This window comes from Streptomyces sp. NPDC001728, from assembly GCF_040297565.1.
GTDB lineage: Bacteria > Actinomycetota > Actinomycetes > Streptomycetales > Streptomycetaceae > Streptomyces.
The window spans coordinates 149219-173813 of record NZ_JBEOZK010000007.1 but is presented as its reverse complement, the minus strand read 5'-3'; the positions used below and the strand labels follow the sequence as shown (position 1 = coordinate 173813).

The 24595-nt window shown below is 72.6% G+C and carries 20 protein-coding genes; 14 read left to right on the top strand and 6 right to left on the bottom strand.

Annotated features, from left to right (window positions below; all coding sequences use genetic code 11):
* Positions 1 to 6: 6 nt before the first annotated feature.
* The 13 genes from ABT154_RS13545 to ABT154_RS13485 all read left to right on the top strand — a co-directional run bounded on the left by ABT154_RS13545 (position 7) and on the right by ABT154_RS13485 (position 12761).
* The gene (locus ABT154_RS13545) at positions 7 to 420 is read left to right on the top strand and encodes a roadblock/LC7 domain-containing protein (RefSeq protein WP_030496942.1); all 414 of its coding nucleotides are present in this window, start codon (positions 7 to 9) and stop codon (positions 418 to 420) included.
* A gap of 160 nt (positions 421 to 580) precedes the next feature.
* The gene (locus ABT154_RS13540) at positions 581 to 985 is read left to right on the top strand and encodes a DUF742 domain-containing protein (RefSeq protein ID WP_351856672.1); all 405 of its coding nucleotides are present in this window, start codon (positions 581 to 583) and stop codon (positions 983 to 985) included.
* Positions 966 to 1547, top strand: a complete 582-nt coding sequence (locus ABT154_RS13535; RefSeq protein WP_017235981.1) for a GTP-binding protein — start codon at positions 966 to 968, stop codon at positions 1545 to 1547. The genes ABT154_RS13540 and ABT154_RS13535 overlap by 20 nt, the downstream gene beginning before the upstream one ends.
* A gap of 341 nt (positions 1548 to 1888) precedes the next feature.
* On the top strand, positions 1889 to 5164 hold the full coding sequence (locus ABT154_RS13530; RefSeq protein ID WP_351856669.1) for a sensor histidine kinase: 3276 nt from the start codon (positions 1889 to 1891) through the stop codon (positions 5162 to 5164).
* Positions 5165 to 5171: 7 nt separating this feature from the next.
* A complete protein-coding gene (locus ABT154_RS13525; protein WP_351856874.1) occupies positions 5172 to 5585 on the top strand; it encodes a roadblock/LC7 domain-containing protein in 414 nt (137 codons plus the stop codon).
* Positions 5586 to 5676: 91 nt separating this feature from the next.
* A complete protein-coding gene (locus tag ABT154_RS13520) occupies positions 5677 to 6240 on the top strand; it encodes a DUF742 domain-containing protein (protein WP_351856667.1) in 564 nt (187 codons plus the stop codon).
* A complete protein-coding gene (locus ABT154_RS13515; RefSeq protein ID WP_266897066.1) occupies positions 6221 to 6802 on the top strand; it encodes a GTP-binding protein in 582 nt (193 codons plus the stop codon). Before ABT154_RS13520 ends, ABT154_RS13515 begins: the two co-directional genes overlap by 20 nt.
* 123 nt (positions 6803 to 6925) lie before the next feature.
* On the top strand, positions 6926 to 7927 hold the full coding sequence (locus tag ABT154_RS13510; RefSeq protein ID WP_351856665.1) for a serine/threonine-protein kinase: 1002 nt from the start codon (positions 6926 to 6928) through the stop codon (positions 7925 to 7927).
* Positions 7917 to 8393 carry a hypothetical protein gene (locus ABT154_RS13505; RefSeq protein ID WP_351856663.1) on the top strand — a complete coding sequence of 159 codons (477 nt, stop codon included), beginning with the start codon at positions 7917 to 7919 and terminating at the stop codon, positions 8391 to 8393. Before ABT154_RS13510 ends, ABT154_RS13505 begins: the two co-directional genes overlap by 11 nt.
* Complete coding sequence (locus ABT154_RS13500; RefSeq protein ID WP_351856661.1) at positions 8371 to 9501, top strand: hypothetical protein; 1131 nt, start codon at positions 8371 to 8373, stop codon at positions 9499 to 9501. Before ABT154_RS13505 ends, ABT154_RS13500 begins: the two co-directional genes overlap by 23 nt.
* A 106-nt stretch (positions 9502 to 9607) precedes the next feature.
* Positions 9608 to 10396, top strand: a complete 789-nt coding sequence (locus tag ABT154_RS13495; RefSeq protein ID WP_351856660.1) for a vWA domain-containing protein — start codon at positions 9608 to 9610, stop codon at positions 10394 to 10396.
* A 32-nt stretch (positions 10397 to 10428) separates the two neighbouring features.
* Positions 10429 to 11199 carry a PP2C family serine/threonine-protein phosphatase gene (locus ABT154_RS13490; protein WP_351856658.1) on the top strand — a complete coding sequence of 257 codons (771 nt, stop codon included), beginning with the start codon at positions 10429 to 10431 and terminating at the stop codon, positions 11197 to 11199.
* Entirely contained in the window at positions 11196 to 12761 is a 1566-nt protein-coding gene (locus ABT154_RS13485; protein WP_351856656.1) for a hypothetical protein, read from the top strand. The genes ABT154_RS13490 and ABT154_RS13485 overlap by 4 nt, the downstream gene beginning before the upstream one ends.
* A 116-nt stretch (positions 12762 to 12877) precedes the next feature.
* Here ABT154_RS13485 and ABT154_RS13480 read toward each other — a convergent pair whose 3' ends face one another.
* The 5 genes from ABT154_RS13480 to ABT154_RS13460 form a co-directional block, all read right to left on the bottom strand.
* On the bottom strand, positions 12878 to 13081 hold the full coding sequence (locus ABT154_RS13480) for an acyl-CoA carboxylase subunit epsilon (RefSeq protein ID WP_351856654.1): 204 nt from the start codon (positions 13079 to 13081) through the stop codon (positions 12878 to 12880).
* A gap of 14 nt (positions 13082 to 13095) precedes the next feature.
* The gene (locus ABT154_RS13475) at positions 13096 to 14679 is read right to left on the bottom strand and encodes an acyl-CoA carboxylase subunit beta (RefSeq protein ID WP_351856652.1); all 1584 of its coding nucleotides are present in this window, start codon (positions 14677 to 14679) and stop codon (positions 13096 to 13098) included.
* 163 nt (positions 14680 to 14842) lie between these two features.
* Positions 14843 to 17164, bottom strand: coding sequence for a polysaccharide lyase 8 family protein (locus tag ABT154_RS13470; protein WP_351856872.1), 2322 nt, complete (start codon positions 17162 to 17164; stop codon positions 14843 to 14845).
* Between the two features lie 115 nt (positions 17165 to 17279).
* Entirely contained in the window at positions 17280 to 21164 is a 3885-nt protein-coding gene (locus tag ABT154_RS13465) for an endo-alpha-N-acetylgalactosaminidase family protein (protein ID WP_351856650.1), read from the bottom strand.
* A 128-nt stretch (positions 21165 to 21292) separates the two neighbouring features.
* Positions 21293 to 21802, bottom strand: coding sequence for a hypothetical protein (locus ABT154_RS13460; protein ID WP_351856648.1), 510 nt, complete (start codon positions 21800 to 21802; stop codon positions 21293 to 21295).
* 286 nt (positions 21803 to 22088) lie between these two features.
* On the opposite strand from ABT154_RS13460, the gene ABT154_RS13455 reads away from it, so the two are divergent.
* Positions 22089 to 22700, top strand: a complete 612-nt coding sequence (locus tag ABT154_RS13455) for a YceI family protein (protein WP_351856646.1) — start codon at positions 22089 to 22091, stop codon at positions 22698 to 22700.
* A gap of 138 nt (positions 22701 to 22838) precedes the next feature.
* On the opposite strand, the gene ABT154_RS13450 is transcribed toward ABT154_RS13455, so the two are convergent.
* Positions 22839 to 24458 carry a TROVE domain-containing protein gene (locus ABT154_RS13450; RefSeq protein WP_351856870.1) on the bottom strand — a complete coding sequence of 540 codons (1620 nt, stop codon included), beginning with the start codon at positions 24456 to 24458 and terminating at the stop codon, positions 22839 to 22841.
* Between the last annotated feature and the right edge of the window lie 137 nt (positions 24459 to 24595).

The following is a 24595-nucleotide window of genomic DNA, read 5'->3' as shown; positions in this document are numbered from 1 at the left end:
AACGCGATGAGCCAGGCGGCGCAGAATCTGAACTGGTTGATCACCAACTTCGTGGACAACACCCCCGGGGTGTCGCACACGGTGGTGGTCTCCGCCGACGGACTCCTGCTGGCCATGTCCGAAGGATTCCCCCGCGACCGCGCCGACCAGCTGGCGGCGGTCGCGTCCGGACTGACCTCGCTGACCGCGGGCGCGTCCAGGATCTTCGAGGGGGGCCCCGTCGCGCAGACCGTGGTGGAGATGGAGCGCGGCTTCCTCTTCCTCATGTCGGTCTCCGACGGTTCCTCGCTGGCCGTGCTCGCGCACCCCGAGTGCGACATCGGCCTCGTGGGCTACGAGATGGCGCTGCTGGTCGACCGGGCCGGCAGCGTGCTCACCCCGGATCTGCGTGCGGAGCTCCAGGGCAGTCTGCTCCACTAGCGGGTCCCCGCATTCCGGACAAACCCACCGCACGACCGACCGACAGGGCGGTACGCCCCTCCGTACCGCCCTGGGCACCGTTCACCGTCCGGCCGCCCCATCCGGCCCCCCACCGGCCCCATCAGACGGCAGAGAGCTTGCTGTCACGCCCGGAGGATTCATGACCCCGCCCCCCGCCTCTCACGATCCGTACGGCGCCTCAGCCGACGAGTACGGACACGAGGGCGACCAGCCGCTCGTGCGTCCTTACGCGATGACCGGCGGCCGGACCCGGCCGCGCTACCAGCTCGCCATCGAGGCGCTGGTCAGCACCACGGCCGACCCGGCGCACCTCGCCACGCTGCTTCCGGAGCACCAGCGGATCTGCCACCTGTGCCGTGAGGTCAAGTCGGTGGCCGAGGTGTCGGCGCTCCTGTCGATGCCGCTCGGCGTCGCCCGGATCCTCGTCGCCGACCTGGCGGAAGCCGGCATGGTGGCCATCCACCAGCCGGGCAACGGAGAGACCGGCGGCACGCCGGACGTGACTCTGCTCGAAAGGGTGCTCAGTGGACTTCGCAAGCTCTAGCGGCGGCGCGGCCCGTTCAACCACCAGCGCGAAGATCGTGGTGGCGGGTGGCTTCGGCGTGGGCAAGACCACGTTCGTGGGCGCCGTCTCGGAGATCAACCCGCTGCGTACCGAAGCCGTCATGACCTCCGCCTCCGCGGGCATCGACGACCTCACGCACACGGGTGGCAAGACGACCACCACGGTGGCGATGGACTTCGGCCGCATCACCCTGGACCAGGACCTGATCCTGTACCTGTTCGGCACCCCCGGACAGGACCGTTTCTGGTTCATGTGGGACGACCTGGTCCGCGGCGCCATCGGCGCCGTCGTCCTCGTCGACACCCGCCGCCTCGCCGACTGCTTCCCGGCGGTCGACTACTTCGAGAACAGCGGCCTGCCCTTCGTGATCGCCCTCAACGGCTTCGACGGCGCCCAGCCGTACCAGCCCGAAGAGGTCCGCGAGGCCCTGCAGATCGGCCCCGACACCCCCATCATCACCACCGACGCCCGCCACCGCGCCGACGCCAAGAGCGCCCTCATCACGCTCGTCGAGCACGCCCTCATGGCCCGGCTGAAGTAGCCGGGCGGTCAGGGGCGGTTGTCATATGCCTCCGCCAGGGGCGGTCTGTGTCCTTCGACACGACCGCCCGACCTGTTCATAACGTTTCGACAGAGAATTGGGGCGCCTCGGACACCCGACGCATCCGATCGGTGTCGCTGCGCTCACCTGAGCCCCGTCATTTGGCGGGGCTCGCTCTTTATGCCCGTTTTATGTCAGGCCTGGACCACTGAAAGCTGCCAGTCAGCACTGTTTGGAACGGAACCCCTTCACGTGCTGCAATTCATGAACTCCCGAGTAGTACGGCCCTGAACGAAACACCGGCACAACGTAGGTGCCGACGCCGAGAGGTTGTTGGTCGAGTGAGGCGAAGCAAGGAAAGCTCCGCGGAGCAGGAGACGCGGGGCAACTTCACGCCGCCGTCGCGCACGGCCGTGTCGCCCGCGGACGTGCCCGTGACGCCGCCGCCCGCCCCGGCGGGCAAGGGGAGCTCCAGCAAGCTGTCGCCCCGCAACTGGCGGGTGCCCACCCGGCTGAACGCGATCCTCTGCATACCCGTGCTCGTCGGCCTCGTCATGGGCGGCTTCCAGGTCAAGGGAGCCATCGACACCTGGCAGGAGGCGCAGGACGCCGAGAAGACCGCGCTCATCGTGCGGGCCGCCTCGGAGTACAGCACCGCCCTCCTCAACGAGCGCGACCTCACCGCCGGTCCGCTGCTGACCGCGAAGACCCCCGGGGACCGCAAGAGCGACGAGGTCCAGCAGGCGTACGCCGCGACCGACGCCGCCCGGGTCAAGTTCGACGAGGCCGCGAAGAACCTGCCCTCGGGCCAGGGCCTGGAGCGGCGTCTGCGCCTCTTCAAGGACGAGGAGCCGAAGCTCGACGCGCTCCGCAAGGCCGCGTACACCCGCGCCCTCGACCCGGTGAACACCCAGCTCGGATACACCGGCGTCCAGCACTACCTGGCCGAGTTCTCCAACGAGCTCGGCCTGGGCACCGGCAACGTCACCACCTACGGCCGCAGTGTCTACGCGATCCAGCTCTCGAAGGGCGCGGAGTCCCTCCAGCGCTCCATCGGTACCCAGCTCCTGGTCCGGCCCAGCCAGGACGAGGCCGTCTTCGCCCAGCAGTCCGTGGCGTTCAACTCGTACAACTACCTGGAGCAGATCGCCCTCGGCGAGTTCTCCTCCGGTGGTCTGCCCGAGGACGTGGACCTGCTGAAGAAGGTCATGGCCGGCAAGGCCGCCGCGGGTGCCAAGCAGCTGCAGGCCGCCGACGTCGAGCTGCCCAAGGGCAAGGACGGCTCCGTCTACTCCGGCGTCGCCGCCGCGATCGGCTCCGCCAAGGACCCCGAGGCCCTCGCGGCCCTGAAGTCCAAGGGCATCACCGCCGAGACCTGGTCGGCCGTCGCCACCGCGAAGTTCGAGGGCTACTCCGAGGTGGAGAAGGCCCTCGTCGACAAGGCCGTGACCGAGGCCGCCCGGGTCTCCGACGAGGCCAAGACGGACGCCTGGGTCAACGGCGGCATCGTCGTCATCGCCCTGCTCGCCGCCTTCGTCCTCGCCGGGATGATGGCCCGCCAGATGAGCCGCTCGATGCGCGAACTGCGCACCGCCGCCTTCGGGATCGCCGAGCAGCGCCTGCCGATGCTGGTCGACCAGCTCTCCCGTACCGAGCCCGGCCGCGTCGACACCCGCGTCCAGCCCATCCCGATCGACTCGCGGGACGAGATCGGCGAGGTGGCCCGCGCCTTCGACCAGGTCCACCGCGAGGCCGTCCGGCTCGCCGCCGAGCAGGCCATGCTCCGGGGCAACGTCAACGCGATCTTCACCAACCTCTCGCGCCGCAACCAGTCGCTGATCGAGGGCCAGCTGACCCTCATCACCGACCTGGAGAACAACGAGGCCGACCCGGACCAGCTGGAGAACCTCTTCAAGCTGGACCACCTGGCGACCCGAATGCGCCGCAACGGCGAGAACCTCCTGGTCCTCGCCGGCGAGGAGCCCGGCCGCCGCTGGGACCAGCCGGTCCCGCTGGTCGACGTCATGCGCGCCGCCTCCTCCGAGGTGGAGCAGTACGAGCGCATCGAGCTGGCCGGTGTGCCGGAGGCCGAGATCCACGGCCAGGCCGTGACCGACCTCGTGCACCTGCTCGCCGAGCTGCTGGAGAACGCCACCACCTTCTCCTCCCCGCAGACCAAGGTCCGCGTCACCGCGACCCGTCTCCCCGACGGCCGGGTGATGGTCGAGATCCACGACAAGGGCATCGGTCTCACCGCCGAGGACTTCGCGGACATCAACCACAAGCTGGCCAACCCGCCGACCGTGGACGCGGCCGTGTCGCAGCGCATGGGCCTCTTCGTGGTCGGCCGGCTCGCCGACCGCCACGGCATCCGGGTCCAGCTCCGCCCCTCGGGTGAGCAGGCCGGCACGACCTCCCTGGTCATGCTGCCGGACGCGATCACCCACGGCGGTGGCGGCGAGCAGCCGCTCCAGGACGACTTCACGGTCTCCCAGATCATGCCGCAGCAGCAGAGCGCCTTCGAGAGCGCGCCGCAGCAGCCGCAGCAGCCGATGCTGACCGCCGCCGACCTCGGCTTCGACGACTCGCGTTACGAGCAGCCGGCCGAGGAGGAGCTCCCGGCCGACCCGGTCGACCGCTCGCTGAAGCGCGAGGGGCGGCGTGCCGCCCTGGAGGCCCAGACCGGGCAGGGCGGCGACCGTCCGCTCTTCCGCGACGAGACGGAGCAGGGCGGGGAGTACCCGCAGCAGGCCCCGGCGCAGGAGTACGGCCTCCCTCAGCAGCAGGCCCAGGAGTACCCGGCGGAGCAGTACGCCCCGGCGCAGGAGTACGGACAGCCGCAGCAGGCTCAGGGCTACGGCCAGGAGTACGCGGCGGGCTACCCGCAGCAGGACGGCTACGGCGCGGGCTACGCGGCACCGCAGCAGGGCTACGAGGCGTACCCCCAGCAGGGCTATGCGGAATCTTCGTACGCCACTCCGGAATCCGAACACCAGCAGTACGGCAACACGTTCGATACCCAGCCCCAGCAGGGGGAGTGGCAAGATCAGAGCGCGCATCAGGGCGGCTGGCCGCAGGAGTACGGGACGGAATCGGAATCTGCTCCCGGCGCTCCCGAACAGGCCCCCGACCGCGTAGGCTTCGACCGTCCGGGTCCGGCCCCGAGTGCCGTCCCGGACGCCGGTCACGCGCTGACCGACGCCGGACTGCCGCGCCGCGGCAGCGTCGCCTCGCCGACCCAGCAGGCGCCGCAGCAGCAGGCACCGCAGCCGGCCGAGCCCGCGCAGCCGGTGCAGGAGCAGCAGGACGAAGCCGACGGTACCGACGAATGGCGCTCGACCAACGACGAGCGCTGGCAGCGGGCCGGAAAGCTCAAGGAGCCGAAGGCGGGCGGGGTCACCTCGTCCGGTCTCCCCCGCCGGGTCCCGAAGGCCAACCTGGTCGAGGGCACGGCCGAGCAGACCCCGCAGGGCGGCCCCCAGGTCTCCCGCGCACCCGAGGACGTCCGGGGCAGGTTGAGCAACCTGCGCCGGGGTGTCCAGCAGGGACGCAGCGCGGGAACGGACACGAACGGATCGGGCCTCGGCCCGGGCAGTACCTACAACCAGGAGCGTTAGTGTGAGCATGAGCCAGGCGGCGCAGAATCTGAACTGGTTGATCACCAACTTCGTGGACAACACCCCCGGGGTGTCGCACACGGTGGTGGTCTCCGCCGACGGACTCCTGCTGGCGATGTCCGAGGGCTTCCCCCGCGACCGCGCCGACCAGCTGGCGGCCGTCGCCTCCGGACTGACCTCGCTGACCGCGGGCGCGTCCCGGATCTTCGAGGGCGGTGCGGTCAACCAGACCGTGGTGGAGATGGAGCGCGGCTTCCTCTTCCTGATGTCGATCTCGGACGGCTCCTCGCTGGCCGCGCTGGCGCACCCGGAGGCCGACATCGGCCTCGTGGGTTACGAGATGGCGCTGCTCGTGGACCGCGCGGGCTCGGTCCTGACTCCCGACCTCCGGGCGGAGCTTCAGGGAAGTCTTCTCAACTAACAGACAGACAGTGCGTTTCGCGCCACCGCCCCGTAGGGTGCGGTGGCGCGGTTCAAGGGACATGGACCGCGAGGCAGTCGGAGGAGGAGACGTGGTAACACCACCGGGCTCAAACCCCTACAACGGTTATGACGCGCACCAGGCGCCGCAGGGCGACCCCGCGCGGAACAACCGGTTCAACTTTCCCTCCACCCCGAGCAGACAGGGCGTACCGCAGCCCTACCAGCAGCCTCAGGCCCCGTCCACCGGCGGGCACCGCGCCTCGCGCGCTCCGTCCGCCGCGGGTTCCAGCAGTTCGGGCGGTTCCGGCGGGCACAACCCGCTGGTGCGTCCGTACGCGATGACCGGCGGCCGGACCCGGCCGCGCTACCAGCTCGCCATCGAGGCGCTGGTCAGCACCACCGCCGATCCGTCCAGGCTGCAGGGCCAGTTGCCCGAGCACCAGCGGATCTGCCAGCTGTGCTTCGAGATCAAGTCGGTCGCCGAGATCTCGGCCCTTCTCTCCATCCCCCTCGGCGTCGCCCGAATCCTCGTCGCCGACCTGGCAGAGGCCGGACTCGTCGCCATCCACCAGCCGGGCGGCGACGAGACCGCCGGCGGTCAGCCAGACGTGACACTGCTCGAAAGGGTGCTCAGTGGACTTCGCAAGCTCTAGCGGCGGCGCGGCCCGTTCAACCACCAGCGCGAAGATCGTGGTGGCGGGTGGCTTCGGCGTGGGCAAGACCACGTTCGTGGGCGCCGTCTCGGAGATCAACCCGCTGCGTACCGAAGCCGTCATGACCTCCGCCTCCGCGGGCATCGACGACCTCACGCACACCGGCGACAAGACGACGACGACCGTCGCCATGGACTTCGGCCGCATCACCCTGGACCAGGACCTGATCCTGTACCTGTTCGGCACCCCCGGACAGGACCGTTTCTGGTTCATGTGGGACGACCTGGTCCGCGGCGCCATCGGCGCCGTCGTCCTCGTCGACACCCGCCGCCTCGCCGACTGCTTCCCGGCTGTCGACTACTTCGAGAACAGCGGCCTGCCCTTCGTGATCGCCCTCAACGGCTTCGACGGCGCCCAGCCGTACCAGCCCGAAGAGGTCCGCGAGGCCCTGCAGATCGGCCCCGACACCCCCATCATCACCACCGACGCCCGCCACCGCGCCGACGCCAAGAGCGCCCTCATCACGCTCGTCGAGCACGCCCTCATGGCCCGGCTCCGGTAGCTGTCCCCGGCATTGTCCGCGGAAGGCCGCGTTCCCCTCCCGGGAACGCGGCCTTCCGCGTGAAACCGCCACCGTGCCCCGCCGCGTCCACTACGTTGTCGGAGGGACCTCGGGGGAGGCGGGATGAACACGTACGACGGTACGGACCGGATCGGCAACTTCACGGTCGTCCGCACGCTCGGCAACGGCGGCATGGGCAAGGTCTACCTCTGCCGGACCCCCGCCGGGCAGCGGCTCGCGGTCAAGGTGATCCGCCGGGAGCTGGCCGACCTCCACGAGATCAGACAACGCTTCGCCCGCGAGGTGGACGCCCTCCTCGACGTCCACAGCCCGTACACCGTGCCCGTCTACGCCGCCGAGACCGTCCGGCCGCCGCTCTGGCTCGCCACCCGTTACGTGGCGGGGCCCACCCTGGAGGCCAGGGTCACCGGCGACGGGCCGCTGCCCGAGCAGCAGGTGGCGGCGCTGGGCTGCATGCTCGCGGAGGCGCTCTCCGAGGTGCACGCGCGCGGGGTGATCCACCGCGACGTCAAACCGAGCAACATCATCCTGGAGAGCGGCGAACCCCGTCTCATCGACTTCGGGATCGCCCGTACGACGGCGGCGGCGAAGGGACTGACCCTCCCGGGCACCGTCCTCGGCACCCACGGCTACATGGCCCCCGAACAGGTCCTGGGGCGCGATCCGACCCCCGCCGTCGACGTCTTCGCCCTCGGCGCCGTCCTCGCGTACGCGGCCACCGGCCGACCGGCCTTCGGCACCGGACTGCCCGCGAGCATCAAGGTCCTCGAAGGCGCCGGCCCCCAGCTGACCGGGGTGTCCACACCGCTCGCCGGACTGATCACCGCCTGTCTGGCCACCGCCGCGGTCGACCGCCCGCTGCCCGACGTCCTCATGACCGCCCTCTCCGGCCTCCTCGGGACCGGCCCCGGCACCGAACCCGGCGGCGCCGAGGGCGGCCGGGAGCGCACCGAGCCCGTCCCCGATCCCCCGCACCGCTGCCATGTGCCCGCGCGGGGCGGCGCGAGCGACCCCTGCGCACTGCGCCCGATCGCCTCCCGGCTCCTCGCCTCGGGGCTCTCCCGGGACCTCGTCCGGAAGGCGGTTCTGCATCATGCCCGCTGAACACGCCGTCGCACTGCGCGACGGCTGGGAGTCCCTGGTACGGGAATGGGCCCGCCGCGTCGGCGAACCCGTGGCGAGCGAGGACGGCGCGCTCTATCTGGAGGCCCGGGCAGGCGGCCCGACCGGCCCCCGGCTCACCGTGGACGTCAGCCGCGCCGCCGGGTCCCTCGTGGTGGCCGTCACCGACGGGACGCTGATCTCCCCCGACCGGCTCGCGCCCACGGCGGCGGCGGCGACCGCGTGGAACTCCCGCGAGGTGACGCCGACCGCGATCCTCGGCGACGTCCGCAGCGAGGCGCCGCTGCTCTCCGCCGTCCTCGCCCTGCCGCTCGTCTCGCAGCTGACCGCCACCGGGTTCGCGTCGACGCTCGACACGCTGCTCGAAGCGGCGGTGCGGCTGCTGCGCGAGTGCCATGACCTCGGATTCGTCCTGCGGAGCACCGATGACCTCGCGACCCGGGAGTGACCGGATGGAATGGGCCGCCGTCCTGCTGACGATCACGGTCGTACCGCTGGCGGCGGCACTGGCCATCATGTGGGCCAGTACGGGTTCGTGGCGCTCGGGACCACGCCGGGAGGACGGCCGGAGGCGGGAGGTCCCCCGCCCGTCCGGGTCCGCCCGGCCCCCGGAGGACCCGCGGAACGCCGGGACTCCACGGAAACCGGAGACCGCCCGGAAGGCGGAGACGCCGGTGAATCCGGAGAGCGCGCGGCCGGCGGAGGAGGTCCGGGGCCCCGACGGTCGCCCTGAGCCCGACGGGACGCCCGGGCCCGGTGCGCGGCACGAGCCCGAGGGGCGGCAGGAGGCTCCGGGGCGGACGGGCGCGGTGCCCGAAGCCGAGCGCCCGCCGACGCCGGGCACCATCGGGCTGTGGGGCCATGTCGACCGGCTGCTCGAGGCCGGGCGCGCCCTGCTGGACGGTGCGGGCTTCGTCCACGAGCGGGACGGCGGCGACGACCGCGTACCCCCGGCCGCGACCGGCGAACCGCGCCCGCAGCCCCAGCCGCCCGCCACGTCGCCGGGGACCGCCCCGTCCGGCCCCCCGCAGGGCGCCCCACCGTCCCGGAGCGCCCCATCCGGCCCCCCGCAGGGCGCCCCACCTGCGCGGACCGCCTCGCCCGGCTACCCGCGGCAGCCCGCCGCGCCGGTTCACCCGCAGACCGCCGCACCCGCGCAGTCCGCCCCCTCCACCCACCGCCAGGCCCCCGCACCCGGCTCTCAGCGGGCCCTTCCGCCCGCGCGTTCCCAGGCCGCCCCGCCCGCCCCCTCCCGTACCGAACCTCCCGCCGGTCCCCGCCACGCCCCGCTCCCCGAGGGCCCCGCCGACGGTCCCGCCCTCCCGGGCGGTGACGGCCGCGACCTCGACACCCTGGCGCTGGCCGGCGGGCGGCGGGACGTCGCGACCGTCGCGACCTGGCTGCGCCCGCACGGCTACGTCGAATGGGAGGGCGCCCTGTGCCGGGCCCACTGGCAGGGTGCCGCCTCGGCGTACCCGTGCCCCGGTGACCGGGTCCGCGTGGTCCTCGTACCGGAGTCGGAACCGCCGGTGTTCCAGGCCGGTCCGCTCCGCTGAACCTCCGCACGTCCGCTCGCCGACACGTCCGTACGTCCGCCGCACCGCCGCCCCACCCCGTACCCGCTCGTCCCGCCCTGACCACCCATCGCTCCACGGAGTAGCCGTGACTCCCACACCTCAGCCCGACGAAGCCCCGCTCCCCGTGCCGTACATGGGCTTCGAGTTCGACAGCGCCCAGCGGCTGCCGCTGCTGCTCTGCCTGGACACGTCGACCTCCCTGACCCGGAACGACGCCATCTCCTCGCTCAACACCGCCCTCGGTTCCTGGGCGGAGAGCCTCGCCGAGGACATGGCGCTGAGCGCCGCCGTCGACGTCGCCGTGATCACCTTCGGCGGCGGCGACGGCATCACGGTCTGGCAGGGGTCCACCCCGCTCGGCGCCACCGCCCCGGTGTGGCCGCACAGTCCCTTCGTACCGGCCCACGAGTTCCGGCCTCCGGTGCTCCGGGCGCACGGTGTGACACTCCTCGACCGGGCGCTGCGCCTGGCGATGGAGGTGGTCGCCGACTACAAGGCGGGGCTGCGGGCCGAGGGCCTGACGTACTACCGCCCGCAGATCTGTGTCGTCACGGACGGCTACCCGAGCGACGAGGAGGGCCGGTTCTCGCACGCCTACCGCGAACTCCTGCCCGATCTGCGCAGGGCGGAGGAGGAGCGTCGCTTCCGGCTGTTCGCGGTGGGGGTGGGCGAGCGGCACGCGGGCGCCGAGGAGGTGCTCCAGGAGCTGGCGCCGCACTACCACGCCTGGCTGGACGGCTTCCCGTTCGCGGAGCTGCTCACGGCGATGTCGCACAGCGCCAAGGCCACCCAGGGCGGCGCGGCGGAGGCCGAGTTCCAGGAGATCTTCGCCCGGCTGAAGCGCCGGCGCGGCGGTGGGCAGGTCCCGGCGTGAGGCCGGCGGACGGGCCGTACAGGGGCTGGCGGGTGCACGGCACCAGCGCGATCGGCTACCGGCACCTGCGGGAGCGGATGCCCTGCCAGGACGCGTGGCGGTGCCGCACGACCCCGTCGGGGCTCGTCCTCGCGGTGGCCGACGGCGCGGGGAGCGCGCCGCGCTCCGAGGAGGGCGCCAAGCAGGCCGTACGCCTGGCGACCAGGGCGTTCGAGCCGCTGGTGACGCCCTGGGAGCAGCTGCCGGACGCCCACGCGCGCAAGGCGGCGCTGACCGACGCGTTCCGTGAGGTGCGGGCCGCGTTCCTGCGGTGGTGCGGCGATTCCCCCGCCCCGTACGCGACCACCCTGACGGTGGTGGTCCTCGCCCCGGGCTGGCTGGGGCAGCTGTCGGTCGGCGACGGGCTCGTGGTCGTCCGGTCCGACGTGGGCGATCCGGCGCAGCCCTCCTCGTACGATCTGCTGCCGCGCGCGCACACCGGCAGCGAGTACGCGAACGAGACCGTGTTCGTGGGCTCGCCGACCGCCCTGCGGCAGCTCCGGGTGGACTGCGTCCGCGACGACGGCATCGACGGGGTGCTGCTGTCCACCGACGGGCTGACCCAGGCCCTGCTGCGGCGGGCGCCGGCCGGGCGGCCCCCGATGCCGCACGACGCGTTCCTCGGGCATCTCTTCGACCGGCTCGGCCGGCCCGACTACGACCACGACGAGGAGGAGCGGCGGCTCTCCGAGTTTCTCGGATCGGACCAGATCACCCGGGTGACCGGGGACGACAAGACTCTCCTGTGGGCGATACGGACATGACTACCGCTGACGAGAACCGTGAACACATCTCCCTCGACGGCCTCTCCCTGGCACTCGGGGACGGCACCCGCGTCACCCGGGTGCCCAAGCCGCTCGGGATGGGTGGGCAGGGCAGTGTGTGGCGGCTGAACGAGCGCGCCGACCTCGCCGCCAAGATCTACGACCGCACCCCGGACGGCGCCCAGCTGCGCCGGCTCACCGCGATGCTGCGGGCCGATCCGCTCGCCGGGGAACGGCTGGCCCCCGGTCAGCCGCCGATGCTGGTGTGGCCGGTGGACACGATCGAGGTGGCCGGGAGTGCGATCGGCTACGGCATGCCGTATCTGGACCCGGCGGCGCACACCCAGCTGAGCGGGCTGCTGCAGAAGCCGGTGCGGCTGCGCCGCTTCGAGGGCCGGGCGCACTGGAAGTTCCTGCTGGCGGTGGCGTCGAACCTGGCGTACATGACGGCCGAGCTGCATCAGCAGGGCTTCGTGGTGGGCGATCTGTCGAGCGCCAACGCGGTCGTCGACGGGAACGGCTACGTCACGTTCCTGGACTGCGACTCGTTCGCCTTCACGGACAAGCTGACCGGTGAGTCCTTCGGCTGCGAGGTGTTCACCGACGACTACGCGAGCCCCGAGCGGCAGCGGGGGGAGCCGCCGACCCGGCAGGCGGACGACTTCGCGCTCGCCGTCCTCGTCTACCAGCTGGTCACCGGCGGGAACCACCCCTTCGACGGGGCTCCGCTGTACGGCGCGCCGGAGGCGACCCGCAAGGACAACATCGTGAGCGGCACGTCGTTCCTGGTCGACCCGGACCGGGTGCGGGTGCCCGCGCAGCTGCTCGCTCCCGAGGTGCTGCCGCCCCGGCTGGTGGAGCTGGCGCGGCGGACGTTCGGGCCGGGGATGCGCGATCCGCGGCGGCGGCCGTCCTCGGCGGTCTGGCTGGACGCGCTGGACGAGGCGCGGGAGACGGTCGCGCAGTGCGCGGACGTGCCGGAACACCACTACGGCGGTCATCTGACGGCGTGCCCGTGGTGCGGGCGCCGGGCGGCCGGTCAGCCGGACCCGTTCGTCGCGGGTCCGGGGCGGAACTCGGGTGCGGGTGGCGCGGCGGGGGCTTCGGCGGGCGCGAAGGAGTCGGTGTTCGTCCCGCTCGGCTCGGTGCCGCGACCGGGCGGACCGGCCGGGTCGGGGCCGCCGTCGGCCGGATCGGGTTCGCCCGCCTCTTCGGGGGCCTCGGCCCGGCCCGGGACCTCCGCCCGGCCCGGGGCGTCCGGTGCCTCCCGCACCCCCGGGGCGTCGGCCGGTCCTTCCGCTTCGGTGCCCCCGGCGGGTCCGGCCCCCTCCGGCGGTTCCGCCGGGGCGTCGGTCCCGCCTCCCCGGTCCGGTACTCCCCCGACAGCGCCGAACCCGTCCGGCGCCACGCCCTCGGGCGGCGGCGAGCCCGCCGCCGCCGGGACGAAGCCGCTCACCAAGGGGGAGATCGCGTTGGGCTGCGCGGCCGTGCTGATCCTGGGCGGCATCGTGGCCGCCCTGATCTGGGGCGTCTACGCGCTGGTCCAGGTGATCTGGCCGTAGGCCGTCGTCCGGACGGCGGGTCCGGTCGGGACGACGGCCCGGGCCCGGACGCGAGGGAGGGCCGGAACCCGGTGTTCACCGGGTTCCGGCCCTCCCTCGTGCGGATCGCCGCGGGGTCAGCGCCAGCTGTGCGGGGCGCGGAAGCCGTGCTCGCGCTCCAGGCGGCGCCAGCCGGCCGTGGTGCGGCCACGGTGGTCGGCCGCGGTGTCGGCGGCGGGCTGGGCGGCCGTGCGGGCGAGCAGCACCGCGGTGATGGCGGCGAGCTCCTCGGGGTCGGCGTGGCCCTTCTCGACGCGGAGAAGGTTGACGGGGGTGCTCACGTGGATGACTCCTCTTACTGAGGCGGGTTGCCGTGCTTGCGGGACGGCAGGTCGGCGTGCTTGGTGCGGAGCATCGCGAGGGACCTGATGAGCACCTGGCGGGTGTCGGCGGGGTCGATGACGTCGTCGACCAGGCCGCGCTCCGCCGCGTAGTACGGGTGCATCAGCTCGGCCTTGTACTCCTTGACCATGCGGGCTCGCATGGCCTCGGAGTCCTCGGCCTCGGCGATCTGCTTGCGGAAGATCACGTTGGCGGCGCCCTCGGCGCCCATGACCGCGATTTCGTTGGTGGGCCAGGCGTACGTCAGGTCGGCGCCGATGGACTGGGAGTCCATGACGATGTAGGCGCCGCCGTAGGCCTTGCGCAGGATCAGGCTGATCCGGGGCACGGTCGCGTTGCAGTACGCGTAGAGCAGCTTGGCGCCGTGCCTGATGATTCCACCGTGCTCCTGGTCGACGCCCGGAAGGAAGCCGGGGACGTCCAGAAGGGTGATGATCGGGATGTTGAAGGCGTCGCACATCTGGACGAAGCGGGCGGCCTTCTCGGAGGCCTCGATGTCGAGGACGCCGGCCAGCGTCTGGGGCTGGTTGGCGACGATGCCGACGACCTGGCCGTCGAGGCGGGCGAGGGCGCAGATGATGTTGCGGGCCCAGCGCTCGTGGATCTCCAGGTAGTCGCCGTCGTCGACGAGCTCCTCGATGACCTTGTGCATGTCGTAGGGGCGGTTGCCGTCGGCGGGCACCAGGTCGAGCAGGACCTCGGAGCGGCGGTCCGCCGGGTCCTCGGAGGCGACGGTCGGCGGGTTCTCGCGGTTGTTCTGCGGGAGCATCGACAGGAGGTAGCGGACCTCCGCGATGCAGGTCTCCTCGTCGTCGTAGGCGAAGTGGGAGACGCCGGAGACGCCCGCGTGGACGTCGGCGCCGCCGAGCCCGTTCTGGGTGATCTCCTCGCCGGTGACCGCCTTGACGACGTCCGGTCCCGTGATGAACATCTGCGAGGTCTCGCGGACCATGAAGACGAAGTCGGTGAGGGCCGGGCTGTAGGCCGCGCCGCCCGCGCAGGGGCCGAGCATGACCGAGATCTGCGGGATGACGCCCGAGGCGCGGGTGTTGCGCTGGAAGATGCCGCCGTAGCCGGCGAGCGCCGAGACGCCCTCCTGGATACGGGCGCCGGCGCCGTCGTTCAGGGAGACCAGCGGGGCGCCGGCCGCGATGGCCATGTCCATGATCTTGTGGATCTTGGTGGCGTGGGCCTCGCCGAGGGCGCCGCCGAAGATCCGGAAGTCATGGGCGTAGACGAAGACCGTGCGGCCCTCGACCGTGCCCCAGCCGGTGATGACACCGTCGGTGTAGGGCTTCTTCGCCTCCAGGCCGAAGCCCTGGGCGCGGTGCCGGCGCAGCTGCTCGACCTCGTTGAAGGAACCAGGGTCGAGCAGCAGCTCGATGCGCTCGCGCGCCGTCAGCTTGCCCTTCGCGTGCTGGGCCTCGGTCGCCCGCTCGCTCGGGCCGCGGAGTGCCTGCTCGCGCAGGACGTGCAGCTCGGCCACTCGGCCACGGGCGTCAGCGGGCTCGCTCGGGATCTGGTCCACAACGGTCATGTGTCGACCCTACGAAGCCGGACAAGAAAATCCCGCCGTCGACTCCGTACAGTCTCCCGTGTCGATTCCTGGTGGGGCTGGACAGAACCATGGACTGCCCAGCCCGAGTCAACAGTCAGGCACCCCTCGTGTTTATAGGGTTCCGACATAGACCTCGGCAGGCCTAGACGAGCACCTCGCAACGGTGGGTGGCGCCCCCGGTGCCCGGGGTGATCCGCAGCCGCAGCGAGCGCCCGGTGGCGAGCACCTCCACCGAGGGGTCGTGCGAGAGCACCCGGCGGACCGGTCCCGCCCAGACGACTTCGAGGGGCTGCCCCGTGCGGAGCGGTTCGGAGACCCTCAGATCGAGGACCGAGCGGCGGCGTCGGACGAGGACGCTCGCGGGCGCGGTGACCGTGAGGGGTCCCACCGTACCGGCCCCCCAGAAGTTGGCGGCGGTCAGCCCGAGGGACGGGACGGCTATCGCCTGCCGCTCGGCGGTGTTGTCGAGAACGCTCAGCCAGCCGGGGTCGGCGGCGCGGGCGGCGAGGGTCCGCGGGGAGGCGCCCGGCATCAGCAGATAGACGTACGAGGCGGCGACCGGGTCCGTGCCGTGGTCGAGCCAGAGGGTCTGGTAGCGGCGGGTCCCGCGCTCGGTGGAGCTGGTGGTGTTGATGTCGCTCCAGGCCCCGGTGCGGTCCTCGCGGAGGGTGCGGAGGTCTCCGGTGCCCGCCGGGAGGACCCAGCCGCCGTGGCCTTCCAGATGGGCCCAGCCGGCGCCGGTGGTGAGGGCCTGGTCGCCGTTCTCCCCCAGCAGGCGGTTGTCGACGACCGTCTCGACGGGGACGCCGTCGGTGGCGGTGATCCCGGCGCCCAGGCAGATGACGGCGTCCGCCGCGCAGAACCAGGACTTGCGGGCCTCCAGGGTGGAGCCGAGGCCCTTGAGGTGCTGGCCGACGGCCGCGTACTCGCCGTCGGTGGCGCCGCCGACCCAGCGGACGGCGGGCCTGGGCGCGCCCCACTCGCCGCCCGCCCGGTCGGCGAGCCGCTTGGTGGAGACGGTGGTGCCGGGCAGGCGGTAGGGGTCGACGGTGGGCCAGAACCAGTCGGTGTACTGGTCGCCGAGGGACGGGGTCCACCAGGAGAGCATTCCGGCGCCGGTGTGCCAGCCGCGCGGGTTCTCGCCGTTGCCGCACTCGTAGTACGTGATGCGGTTCGAGGCCATGGCGATGGTGGCGGCCCAGCCGGGGCGGCGGTGGACGGCCCGGTCCATGGCGGTGAAGAGCCGGTGGCCGGTGGGCTCGGGGGCGGCCGGGACGGGCGAGGCGGCGACGGCGCCCAGCCGGGCGAGGTCGGCGACGCCGAACTGGCGGGCGGTGAGGATCGGGGAGACGGTGTCGCGCTCGATCCACCCCTTCACGCGCGCGTGCCACCGGTCGCGCTCGGCGGCGGAGGCCCCGCCCGCGAGGAGGGCCATGGCCGCGATGACGCCCTGGCCGTGGAAGTGGTCGGAGCGCATGACCTTGCGGTCGTCGTTCCTGAGGAGGCCTCGGCTGATGGCGCGTCCGTTGACGCTGTCCATCATCAGTCCGTCGTAGATGAGCGGCGCGTAGGCCTTCTCGACGCTGTCGAGGACGATCTGCCGGTTCGGGTCGGTGACGGCCCAGCTGGAGCCGGCGAGCAGGGAGAAGAGCCGGCCGAGGCCGTCCAGCATGACCTGGCCGTAGGTGCCGGAGTAGGCGACCCAGGTGTGCTGGACGAAGGAGCCGTCGGCGTAGAGGCCGTCCCCCTGGGTGACGTACGGGAAGACGGGCGAGAGGGCGTCGCGGGCAAGGGCGAGCTTGGCGGGGCTCTCGCCGAGCACTCCGCGCAGGGCGACCGAGCGGCAGAGGTCGACGCGGTTGGCGCCGGTCGAGGTGCCGGTGTAGTTCGTGAGCACCGAGTCGGGGACGAAGTGGTCGACGGCGGCGCAGGCGGCGGCGATCCGCTCGACGCCGAGGTGGGGGCGGAGGGCGGCCACGATGTCCATGAGGAGGCGGGGGGCGCCGATCTGCCACTCCCACCAGTTGCCGTAGCGGGACGCGCCCGCCCGGTAGACGGTGGCGGAGAGGTGGTCGAGTCCGCCGAGGATGTCGGCGAGCAGGCTCGCGTCGCCGGTGAGGCCGGTGCCGGGCTGGACGTACGCCTGGGTCATCGTCCAGAGGCGGCCGTAGCTCTGGGAGATGCCGGCCGGCGGGTCGAAGGGGGCGTCGGGCCAGAGGGAGGCCGCGGCGGGGGCCATCGCGGCGCGGAAGGTACGGGCGAGGGTGCCCGTCTCGGCGAGGCGGGCGGCGTAGGGCTCGGCCCCGGCGTCGAAGCCGGAGCCGAGCTGGAGGTCGAGCCAGCGGAGCCGGAGCGCCTCGAACTCGTCCGCCGGTTCCGCCGCGTGGGCGGAGGGGGACAGCGCGAGGACGGCCGCGGCGGCGGCTGTGGTGCTCAGGAAGGTGCGGCGGGACCAGAGGGGCAGGGACACGGGAGCCTCCCGGGGGAAGTGGTGGAGACCGGTCGGCGCCCGGTGTAACACCCTGTTTCCGACGCAATCAATGAGCACGGCAGCACGCGGGGCAAGCGCTTGCTGCGCGTCAGCCTCCGCAGTGGAAGCGGGCGTCACCCCAGTCCGCGTGGTCGTTGCCGTTGCCGTCGCCGCCGTCGTCGGCCACCAGGTCGACATAGGAGGCTCCGGTGACGTCGGCGGTGAGCGACCAGGCCGGGTCCGTGGCCCTGAGGACCGGGGACTTCACCTTCTCGGCGCCGTCCGCGAGCACGCTGAACCGGACGGTGCCCCGGACGGTCTGCACGTCGTCCACGCCGACCTCGGCGGTGAGGGAGGTGCACCGGCCGCCCAGGTAGTAGCGGACCGTGGAGGGGGCGTGGCTGCCCAGGCCCTTGGCGTAGGTCACTCCCCCGATCCGCAGCGGGGAGCCGTCGCCGGTGCCGGTCTCGCCGTTGGAGAGGTCGCGCTCGACGGGTCCCCAGCCGTTGGTGGCCGAGGTCCAGTCCAGGTCGCTGGCCCAGCTGTCGGCGGTGGGCGGCGGGGGCAGGGTGCGGACGGTGGTGGCGGCGGTGAGCTTCCGCTCCGCTCCCCCGAGGGCGTACGCCAGGGAGGCGGTCAGCGGGTACGGCTGGTAGGCCGCGTCCACCGGCGGGGTCACCTGCCAGGCGGCGGTGGCCTTTCCGCCCGCGGCGACGGTACCGAGGGCGACCGGGGCGGCGGGTTCGGCGGTCCAGCCCGCGGGGAGCGTCAGGACGGCCCGGGCTCCGGTGACCTCGCCGGCCTCGTCGTTGCCGAAGGTCGCGGTGACCCGGTTGGGGCGGCCGGGCTCCAGGGTCTCGGGCGCGGTGAGGGAGAGCGTGCCGCAGGCGGCGCGTTCGGCGGCGGGTCCGAGGTCGGTGACGGTGAAGGCGTCGAGGACGAAGTCGGCGCCGTCCGGGGCGTCGCCGCGCTTGCGCAGACCGGTCCAGGTGTCGCCGCAGCCGGCGGTGACGGTCTCCGAGAAGTGGCCGTCGGCCCTCCCCCAGCTACCGCTGGGAGGTGCCACCAGCTGTCCGAGCGGGGTGCGGCGGGTCTCCACGGAGGTGCCGTTCGTCCGGTCGTAGCCGGTGACCCATTCGTACGCGCCCGCGTGGCTGGAGCGGTAGTCGTACTCGATCCGGTAGCTGCGGCCGTCCTTCATCGGGACGGTCCAGGGCGCGGTCCGGTAGACGAGGCCGCTGTTCTCGTCGTGGGACTTGAGGCTCTCGGCGCCGCCGATGACGTCGTCGATCAGCTTTCCGTTCCAGCCGGCCTGGGTGTAGGGCGCGTGCAGCTGGGCGATGTGGGTGCGCGGGTCGGTCGTGCCGCCCGCGTCGCCCTTGAGGAAGGGGCCCCAGCCCTGGTCGACGGCCTCGAAGTCCTCGTACACGAGGGTTCCGGGCCTCGTGGCGGGGTCGTTGGCGACGATGCGGACGTCGTCGACACGAACGGTGGCGGCGCTGCCGGCGGCGGCCTCGATCCTCAGCGGGGTGGTGCCGCCGGCCGGTGCGGTGAAGGTGACCTTGGCGCGCTGGAAGCGGGTGCCGTTCCAGTCGGAGGCGGCGACCCGGTCCTGGAGCGCGGAGCGTTCGACGGTGACGGACCGGCCCCCGACGGAGAGCGTGACGGTCCGGGTCGCGCCGGGCTCGACCTCGATGAGGGCGGAGGCGGTGTACCGCTTGCCGGGGGTGAGGCGGGTGATCTGCTGGCGGACCGAGGCGGTGGCGGCGCCGCTGAGCCTCGCGCTGTTGCGGCCCCGGTCGTCGGTGTCGCGGACGACGGTGCCGGCCGTGGCCCAGGCGTCGAGCCGCGCGTCGTTGAAGCCGGGGTCCTTCACCGGGGTGCCCTGGCCCCACCTGGGGGCGGCCTGGTCGGGTGCGCGGTCGGGATGGAGGACGTAGGGCTGTCCGGCGGCGGCGTCGAGGGTGACCTTCCCGTCGACGGGCCGTACGGTCGCGGTCTTCACGCGCCCGTTGTCGGTGAGCTTGTACACGGAGTACGAGCCGGCGCCGGGCGGGACGGCCCAACTGGTCGTGCCGCCGGACCTGTTGTAGTGGTAGAGCTTCTTCCCGTCGTCCCAGGGGAGCAGATAGGCCTCGCCGTCGAGAACCTTGCGGCCGTGGTCGTAGAAGGTGCGGCGGCCGTCCTCGACGGTGCCGCGGACCTCGCCGGTGAAGGTGATGTCGTTGCCGTTCCAGCGGGTGATCTTCTGCTGCTGAAGGTACTTGGCGGGCAGGTTCCGCTGCCAGATGTTGGCGGTGAAGGCGGTCCAGTCGGTCTCGCCGGTCCAGCCCTCGAAGTCGACGAGGGCGGTCTGGCCGAGGACCGGGTGGTTGTTCCAGACGTCCTTCTCGCCGTTGCGGATGAAGCGGACGATCTGGGAGTTGAGGCCCTTGTTGGTGGCGCCGCCGTAGTCGAGGTCGTTGGCCCAGTGGGACCACACGGAGGCCCGCTCGAACTTCTCGGACCACTCGGTGGCGACGTTCCAGCCCTGCGCCTGGACGGCTCGCATGGTCTCGTCGGCGATCCACCCGTGGGTGTAGTAGACGTCGATGTAGAGGGTGGAGAGGCCGGGGTCGGTCTCGTCGCGCAGCTGCTGGAAGCGCCGGGCGAGGTCGCCGCTGTTGATGTCGCGGCGCTGGTCGATGTAGTAGCTCTGATTGAGCCAGTTCCAGCCGGGCTTGGTCTTGTCGACGAGGGTCTCGCTGAAGTTCTTCGCCTCCGGGTACGACTCGGTGGCGTTGACGTGGACGCCGAAGTCCGCGCCCCACCGCTTGCCCTCGCGGAGGAGCGTGTTGAGGTCGGCGAGGCCGCCGGCCCGCTTGTTGTAGTTGCCGCCGTAGTCGGGGTGGGCGGAATCGTGGCCCTCGGAGCCGTACCCCTTGAGCAGGGCGAACTGACCGAGTCCGTCGGTGGAGAGCGAGATCCGCTTGACGTCGTCGAGGGTGCGCAGGAAGGGGTGGGTGGCCTGGGAGGCGAAGTTGAACGGGATGTGGGCGACGACCCGGTCGGGGGTCTCCTCGCTGCCGGGCGCCTTGATCCCGATCGTGCGGAAGGCGACGGCGCCGTCCTGCCAGTCGGTGGCGCCGTCGGCGTTGGCGTCGGGGGTGACGACGACCTTCGCCCAGGGCAGGGCGTCGCCGGTCGCGGGCTTCGGGGCGCCCTCGCCGCGGTAGGTCCACTGGCCGGCCCAGACGCCGACGCGGGTCTCGGCGCCGCTCCTGCGGGCCTGGTGCCAGAAGCGGGCGCCGTCGCGGGCGGAGGCGCCGGAGGGCTTGTCGTAGCTGGAGTTGGACTCGACGGCGGCGGCCAGCCGCCCGGTGTTGACCAGGGCGTAGCTGGCGCCGACCGGGGTCGGGTCGGCGGCGGTCGCGTCGGTGACCTGCGCGAAGACGTCGGCGGTGCGGGTGGAGTCCGGGTCGAGCCGGGTGAAGGCGGTGGCGGCGCCGGCGTCCGAGGAGCCGACGGAGACCAGGTCGTGGCCGGGTATGTCGAGGGTGCCGACCCGGAAGGCCTCGGTGTCGCGGACGGCGGTCACCCGGAAGGTGGTGGTCCGCCCCTCGACGCTCAGCCGGGCGTCGATCTCGACGCCGGGCAGCTCGGGGAAGGTGAGGGTGTACGCGGCGGAGGCGGCTGTCAGGACGGGGGCGGCCTTGGCCCTGACCGTACGGGCGGTGCCGTTCAGCATCACCTGGGTGACCGGGGCCGTACTGCCGAGGAGGCGGGCGCCGGTCGCCCGGTCGGTGTACGACAGGACGCGCGGGAAGTCCTCGGCGACGGCGACGGAGAGCCGGGGCGAGGCGATGACGGGGGTGGCGGCCGTGACGGTCCCGGCGGACGCGGCCGGGGCCGCCGGGCCCTCCGCCAGGGCGGGTCCGGCCAGGGCGAACACGGCGGACGAGGCGGTGGCGAGTGCGCAGGCCGCACGGATTCTTCGCGGGTTCGGGAGGGGCATGCGCACTAGTTGGCCCGCCCCCGGCGGCACCGTCAACGAGATCACGCCATGCGGAGGCCTCCAGTCCAAGAACCCCCTTCGGTTAGTCCAAGTGACCACCGAAGAGGGCTCTTTCGGACGGTACGGGGTCAGCAGCCGCCGCAGTTGTAGAAGGTCACGTCCCAGTGGTTGCCCTCGTCGGCGTAGACGTTGCCGGCGCCGGACTTCCACTGCGGGGCCCCGTCACCGCGGAGTCCGATGTACGCGAACGTGTTCTTGACGTAGTTGGTGACGCAGGTGCCCTTCGCGAAGTCGAGCTTGTAGCCGTTCCAGTGCGAGTACGTGCCGCTCGCGTGGCCCGTCTCGGTGCCGCCGGTGATGTTGAGGGCGCAGCCGCTGGCGCTCTTGAGGGTCTGGGCGCCCTGGGCGGTGGCGAGGTTGAGCTGCTCGAAGGACGTACAGGTGGAGTTGTTCCGGTCCGAGCAGCCGCCGGAGGAGGACCAGGTGATCCCGGAGTTCCGGAACATCGAGGTCGCGGTGGCGTGGCTGATCTTGGTGACGGCGTGGGCCTCGCCGGCGGCGGTGAGAACGCCGATGCCGGGGGCGAAGAGCGCGCCGAGGACGAGGCCGAGGGCCGTGAGGACGGAGCGGAGCTTCATCGGGAGTGCCTCCTGCTGGTGACCGTGACGGATGGGGACGGCGGTGCAGGTGGTGCCGGGGGCGCGTGACACGGGTGGGGCCCGTGGCGCGGTGGCGCGGGTGGAGCCGGTGAATCCGGTGGCGCCAGGGAGATGGTGCCGTAGTTCTACGCGCGTCCGCCAGAGGGCGTCGGTGTCGCCGTGACGCCGTCCGGATGAACAGCTTCCCTAGATGTTGAAAGTTGAACGGAAGAGGGTTACAGTCGTTCTCGTTGAAGCTTCAACAAACACCGACAAGGAGCATGTCATGGGTCTCTTCGGCCGCAAGAACACCGAGTCCGCCGTCGCCACCGCCACTCTGCCGGTCGACCCGGCCCTGGCCGCCCTCACCGGCGACTACACGATCGACCCGGCGCACAGCAGCATCGGCTTCACCGTCCGCCACGCGATGGTCACCAACGTCCGCGGCACCTTCGCCGAGCACGAGGGCGCGCTGAAGCTCGACGGTTCGAACCCGGGCGCCTCCTCCGCCTCGATCGACGTCAAGATCGCCTCCGTCGACACCGGCATCGGCGACCGCGACGGCCACCTCCGCAGCGGTGACTTCTTCGACGCCGAGCAGTTCCCCCTGATGACCTTCCGCTCGACGACGGCCGAGCAGCTGGGCGGCGACAAGTACCGGGTCACCGGCGACCTGACCATCAAGGACGTCACCAAGCCGCTCGCCATCGACCTGGAGTTCAACGGCGCCGCGACCGACGTCTACGGCAACGAGCGCGTCGGATTCGAGGGCTTCGCCGAGATCCTGCGCTCCCAGTGGGGCCTGACCTGGAACGCGGCCCTGGAGACCGGCGGCGTGATGGTCTCCGACAAGGTCAAGCTGAACTTCGACATCTCCGCGATCAAGAACGCCGCCTGACCCCGGACTCCCCTCCGGACCGGCACACGAGCGCGCCCGCCCTCCGCAGCTGCGGAAGGCGGGCGCTCGGCGTTGCCCGGCGGGGGCGGCACGCGTCGGCGGACCGGGACGACGGACCGGGCGGCGGCGGACCGGCGCTCAGGAATCGGTCGTCCACGGCCACGCCGCCGCGCGGCCGGCCTCGACGAGGCCGACCATCCGGAAGGCGGCGTCCGTGAGCCCCCCGAAGGTGTGCCGGTGGGGGCCCGTGGGGCCGTGGGCGGGCAGGTACCCCGCCAGGTTCCACGTGTAGACCGGGATGTCGGCCGGGACCGCCGCGACCGGGTCCTCGGGCCCGTACGCGGCGGTCTGCTCGTCGGTGACGATCAGGACCCGGTCGTGCTCCCGGTAGTGCTTCCGTACCGCCTTCGCCGTGTAGGTGCCGCCGAGGCCGCGGAACCGGTCGAGCACCGCGAGCACCGGCTCGCCCGGCGCGAACGGCACCTCCGCGCTGCCCCAGCCGAACTCCACCAGGTCCGCCCGCTCGGCGCGCTGGGCCAGCGCCGTGCCGAACACAGCCGCCGCGTCCGCCCGGGTCAGCTCCGACCGCTCGGAGACGGTGTCCCAGAACATGGAGTCGGAGCGGTCGACCAGGATCAGGGTCCGGCCGGGGAGGGCGGGGACATTGGCCAGGGAGTGCCCGAGCGCCTCCTCCAGCGCGGCCCCCCAGCGGGGCGACGGCGCGTGCCGGTGGGCGGCCAGGTAGCGGAAGGGGAACTGCCGGGCCCTGGCGACCTCGGTGGCGTCCGAGAGCCGCGCGGCGACCCGGGCCGCGACCTCGTCGGAGACCCCCGCCCGGTCGAAGTTCCGCAGGTTCCGCAGGAGTGCCATCGGCGCCATCGCGGGGATCACGGCCTCCCAGACGACGGCGTCCATCGGCCCGTGGAGCCAGCCGGCCAGGGCCTCCCAGGTCAGGCCCGCCTCGGCCAGCCGCTCGGAGCCGCCCGGACCGGTCACCAGCGCCCGCCGCTCCTCCGGAGCCGTCTCCATCAGCTCCCGGTGGGCGGTGAGCAGCCGGTCGGAGGCCGGCGGAACCGCCTGCTCCGGGTGGTGGCGGCGGTCCAGGGCGTACCGGAAGAGCTCGCCCTGCCAGGGCTTGCCGGGGTCGGGCGAGGCGTGCACCAGATTGAGCACGTCACCGAAGCGGAAGGCCTTGGACGCGGTGTCGTACTTGAGCAGGGAGCGGGAGGTGTACAGCCGGCGCACCCCGTCGGCGACGCCCCGCTTCACGGGCTGCGGCACCTTGCGTCCGTACGCCGAGATCCAGTGGGCGAGCAGTTCGCCGGGCTCGTCGGCACGCTGGAGGACCGAGTCGATCACGGACCGGTTGGACGGGCCGCCGGACGCCCCGGCCGCCAGCCTGGCCCGTACGTACGCGGCGGCGCCCACCAGGGACGCCGTGCGCATGTTGCCCTCGCTCCGGAGCCAGCGCAGCAGGCCGGCCGTCCACTCGGGGTCCTCCACGGCGAGTTCACCGACGAGCCGGGCGTACCGGGCGTCGCGGTCCTCGCCACTCTCGTAGAAGGTCCGCTGGGAGGCGAAGGCGCCGACGGCGAGGAGGTAGAGCTCGTCGCGGGGCTCCCGGACGAAGGCCGGAGCGCCCTCATAGGTGGGGAAGTACCGCCCGGCCGGCCCGGGGAGGACCCGCCGGGGCGGTGCGGAGCGGGCGACGGCCTCCGCGGCTGCCGCGGCTGCGGCGACGTGCGGGGCCACGAGCATCTCGGACCACATCTTGGAGACGCGCGGGGTGTGACGAGGCAGGGAATCCCCCCGGATTCGAAGGACGGGAAGGCCCGGCCACCCGGCCCGGCGGGGCGACGGCCCGAGGGGGCGGAGGTCGCCCGGTGGCGGGTGGC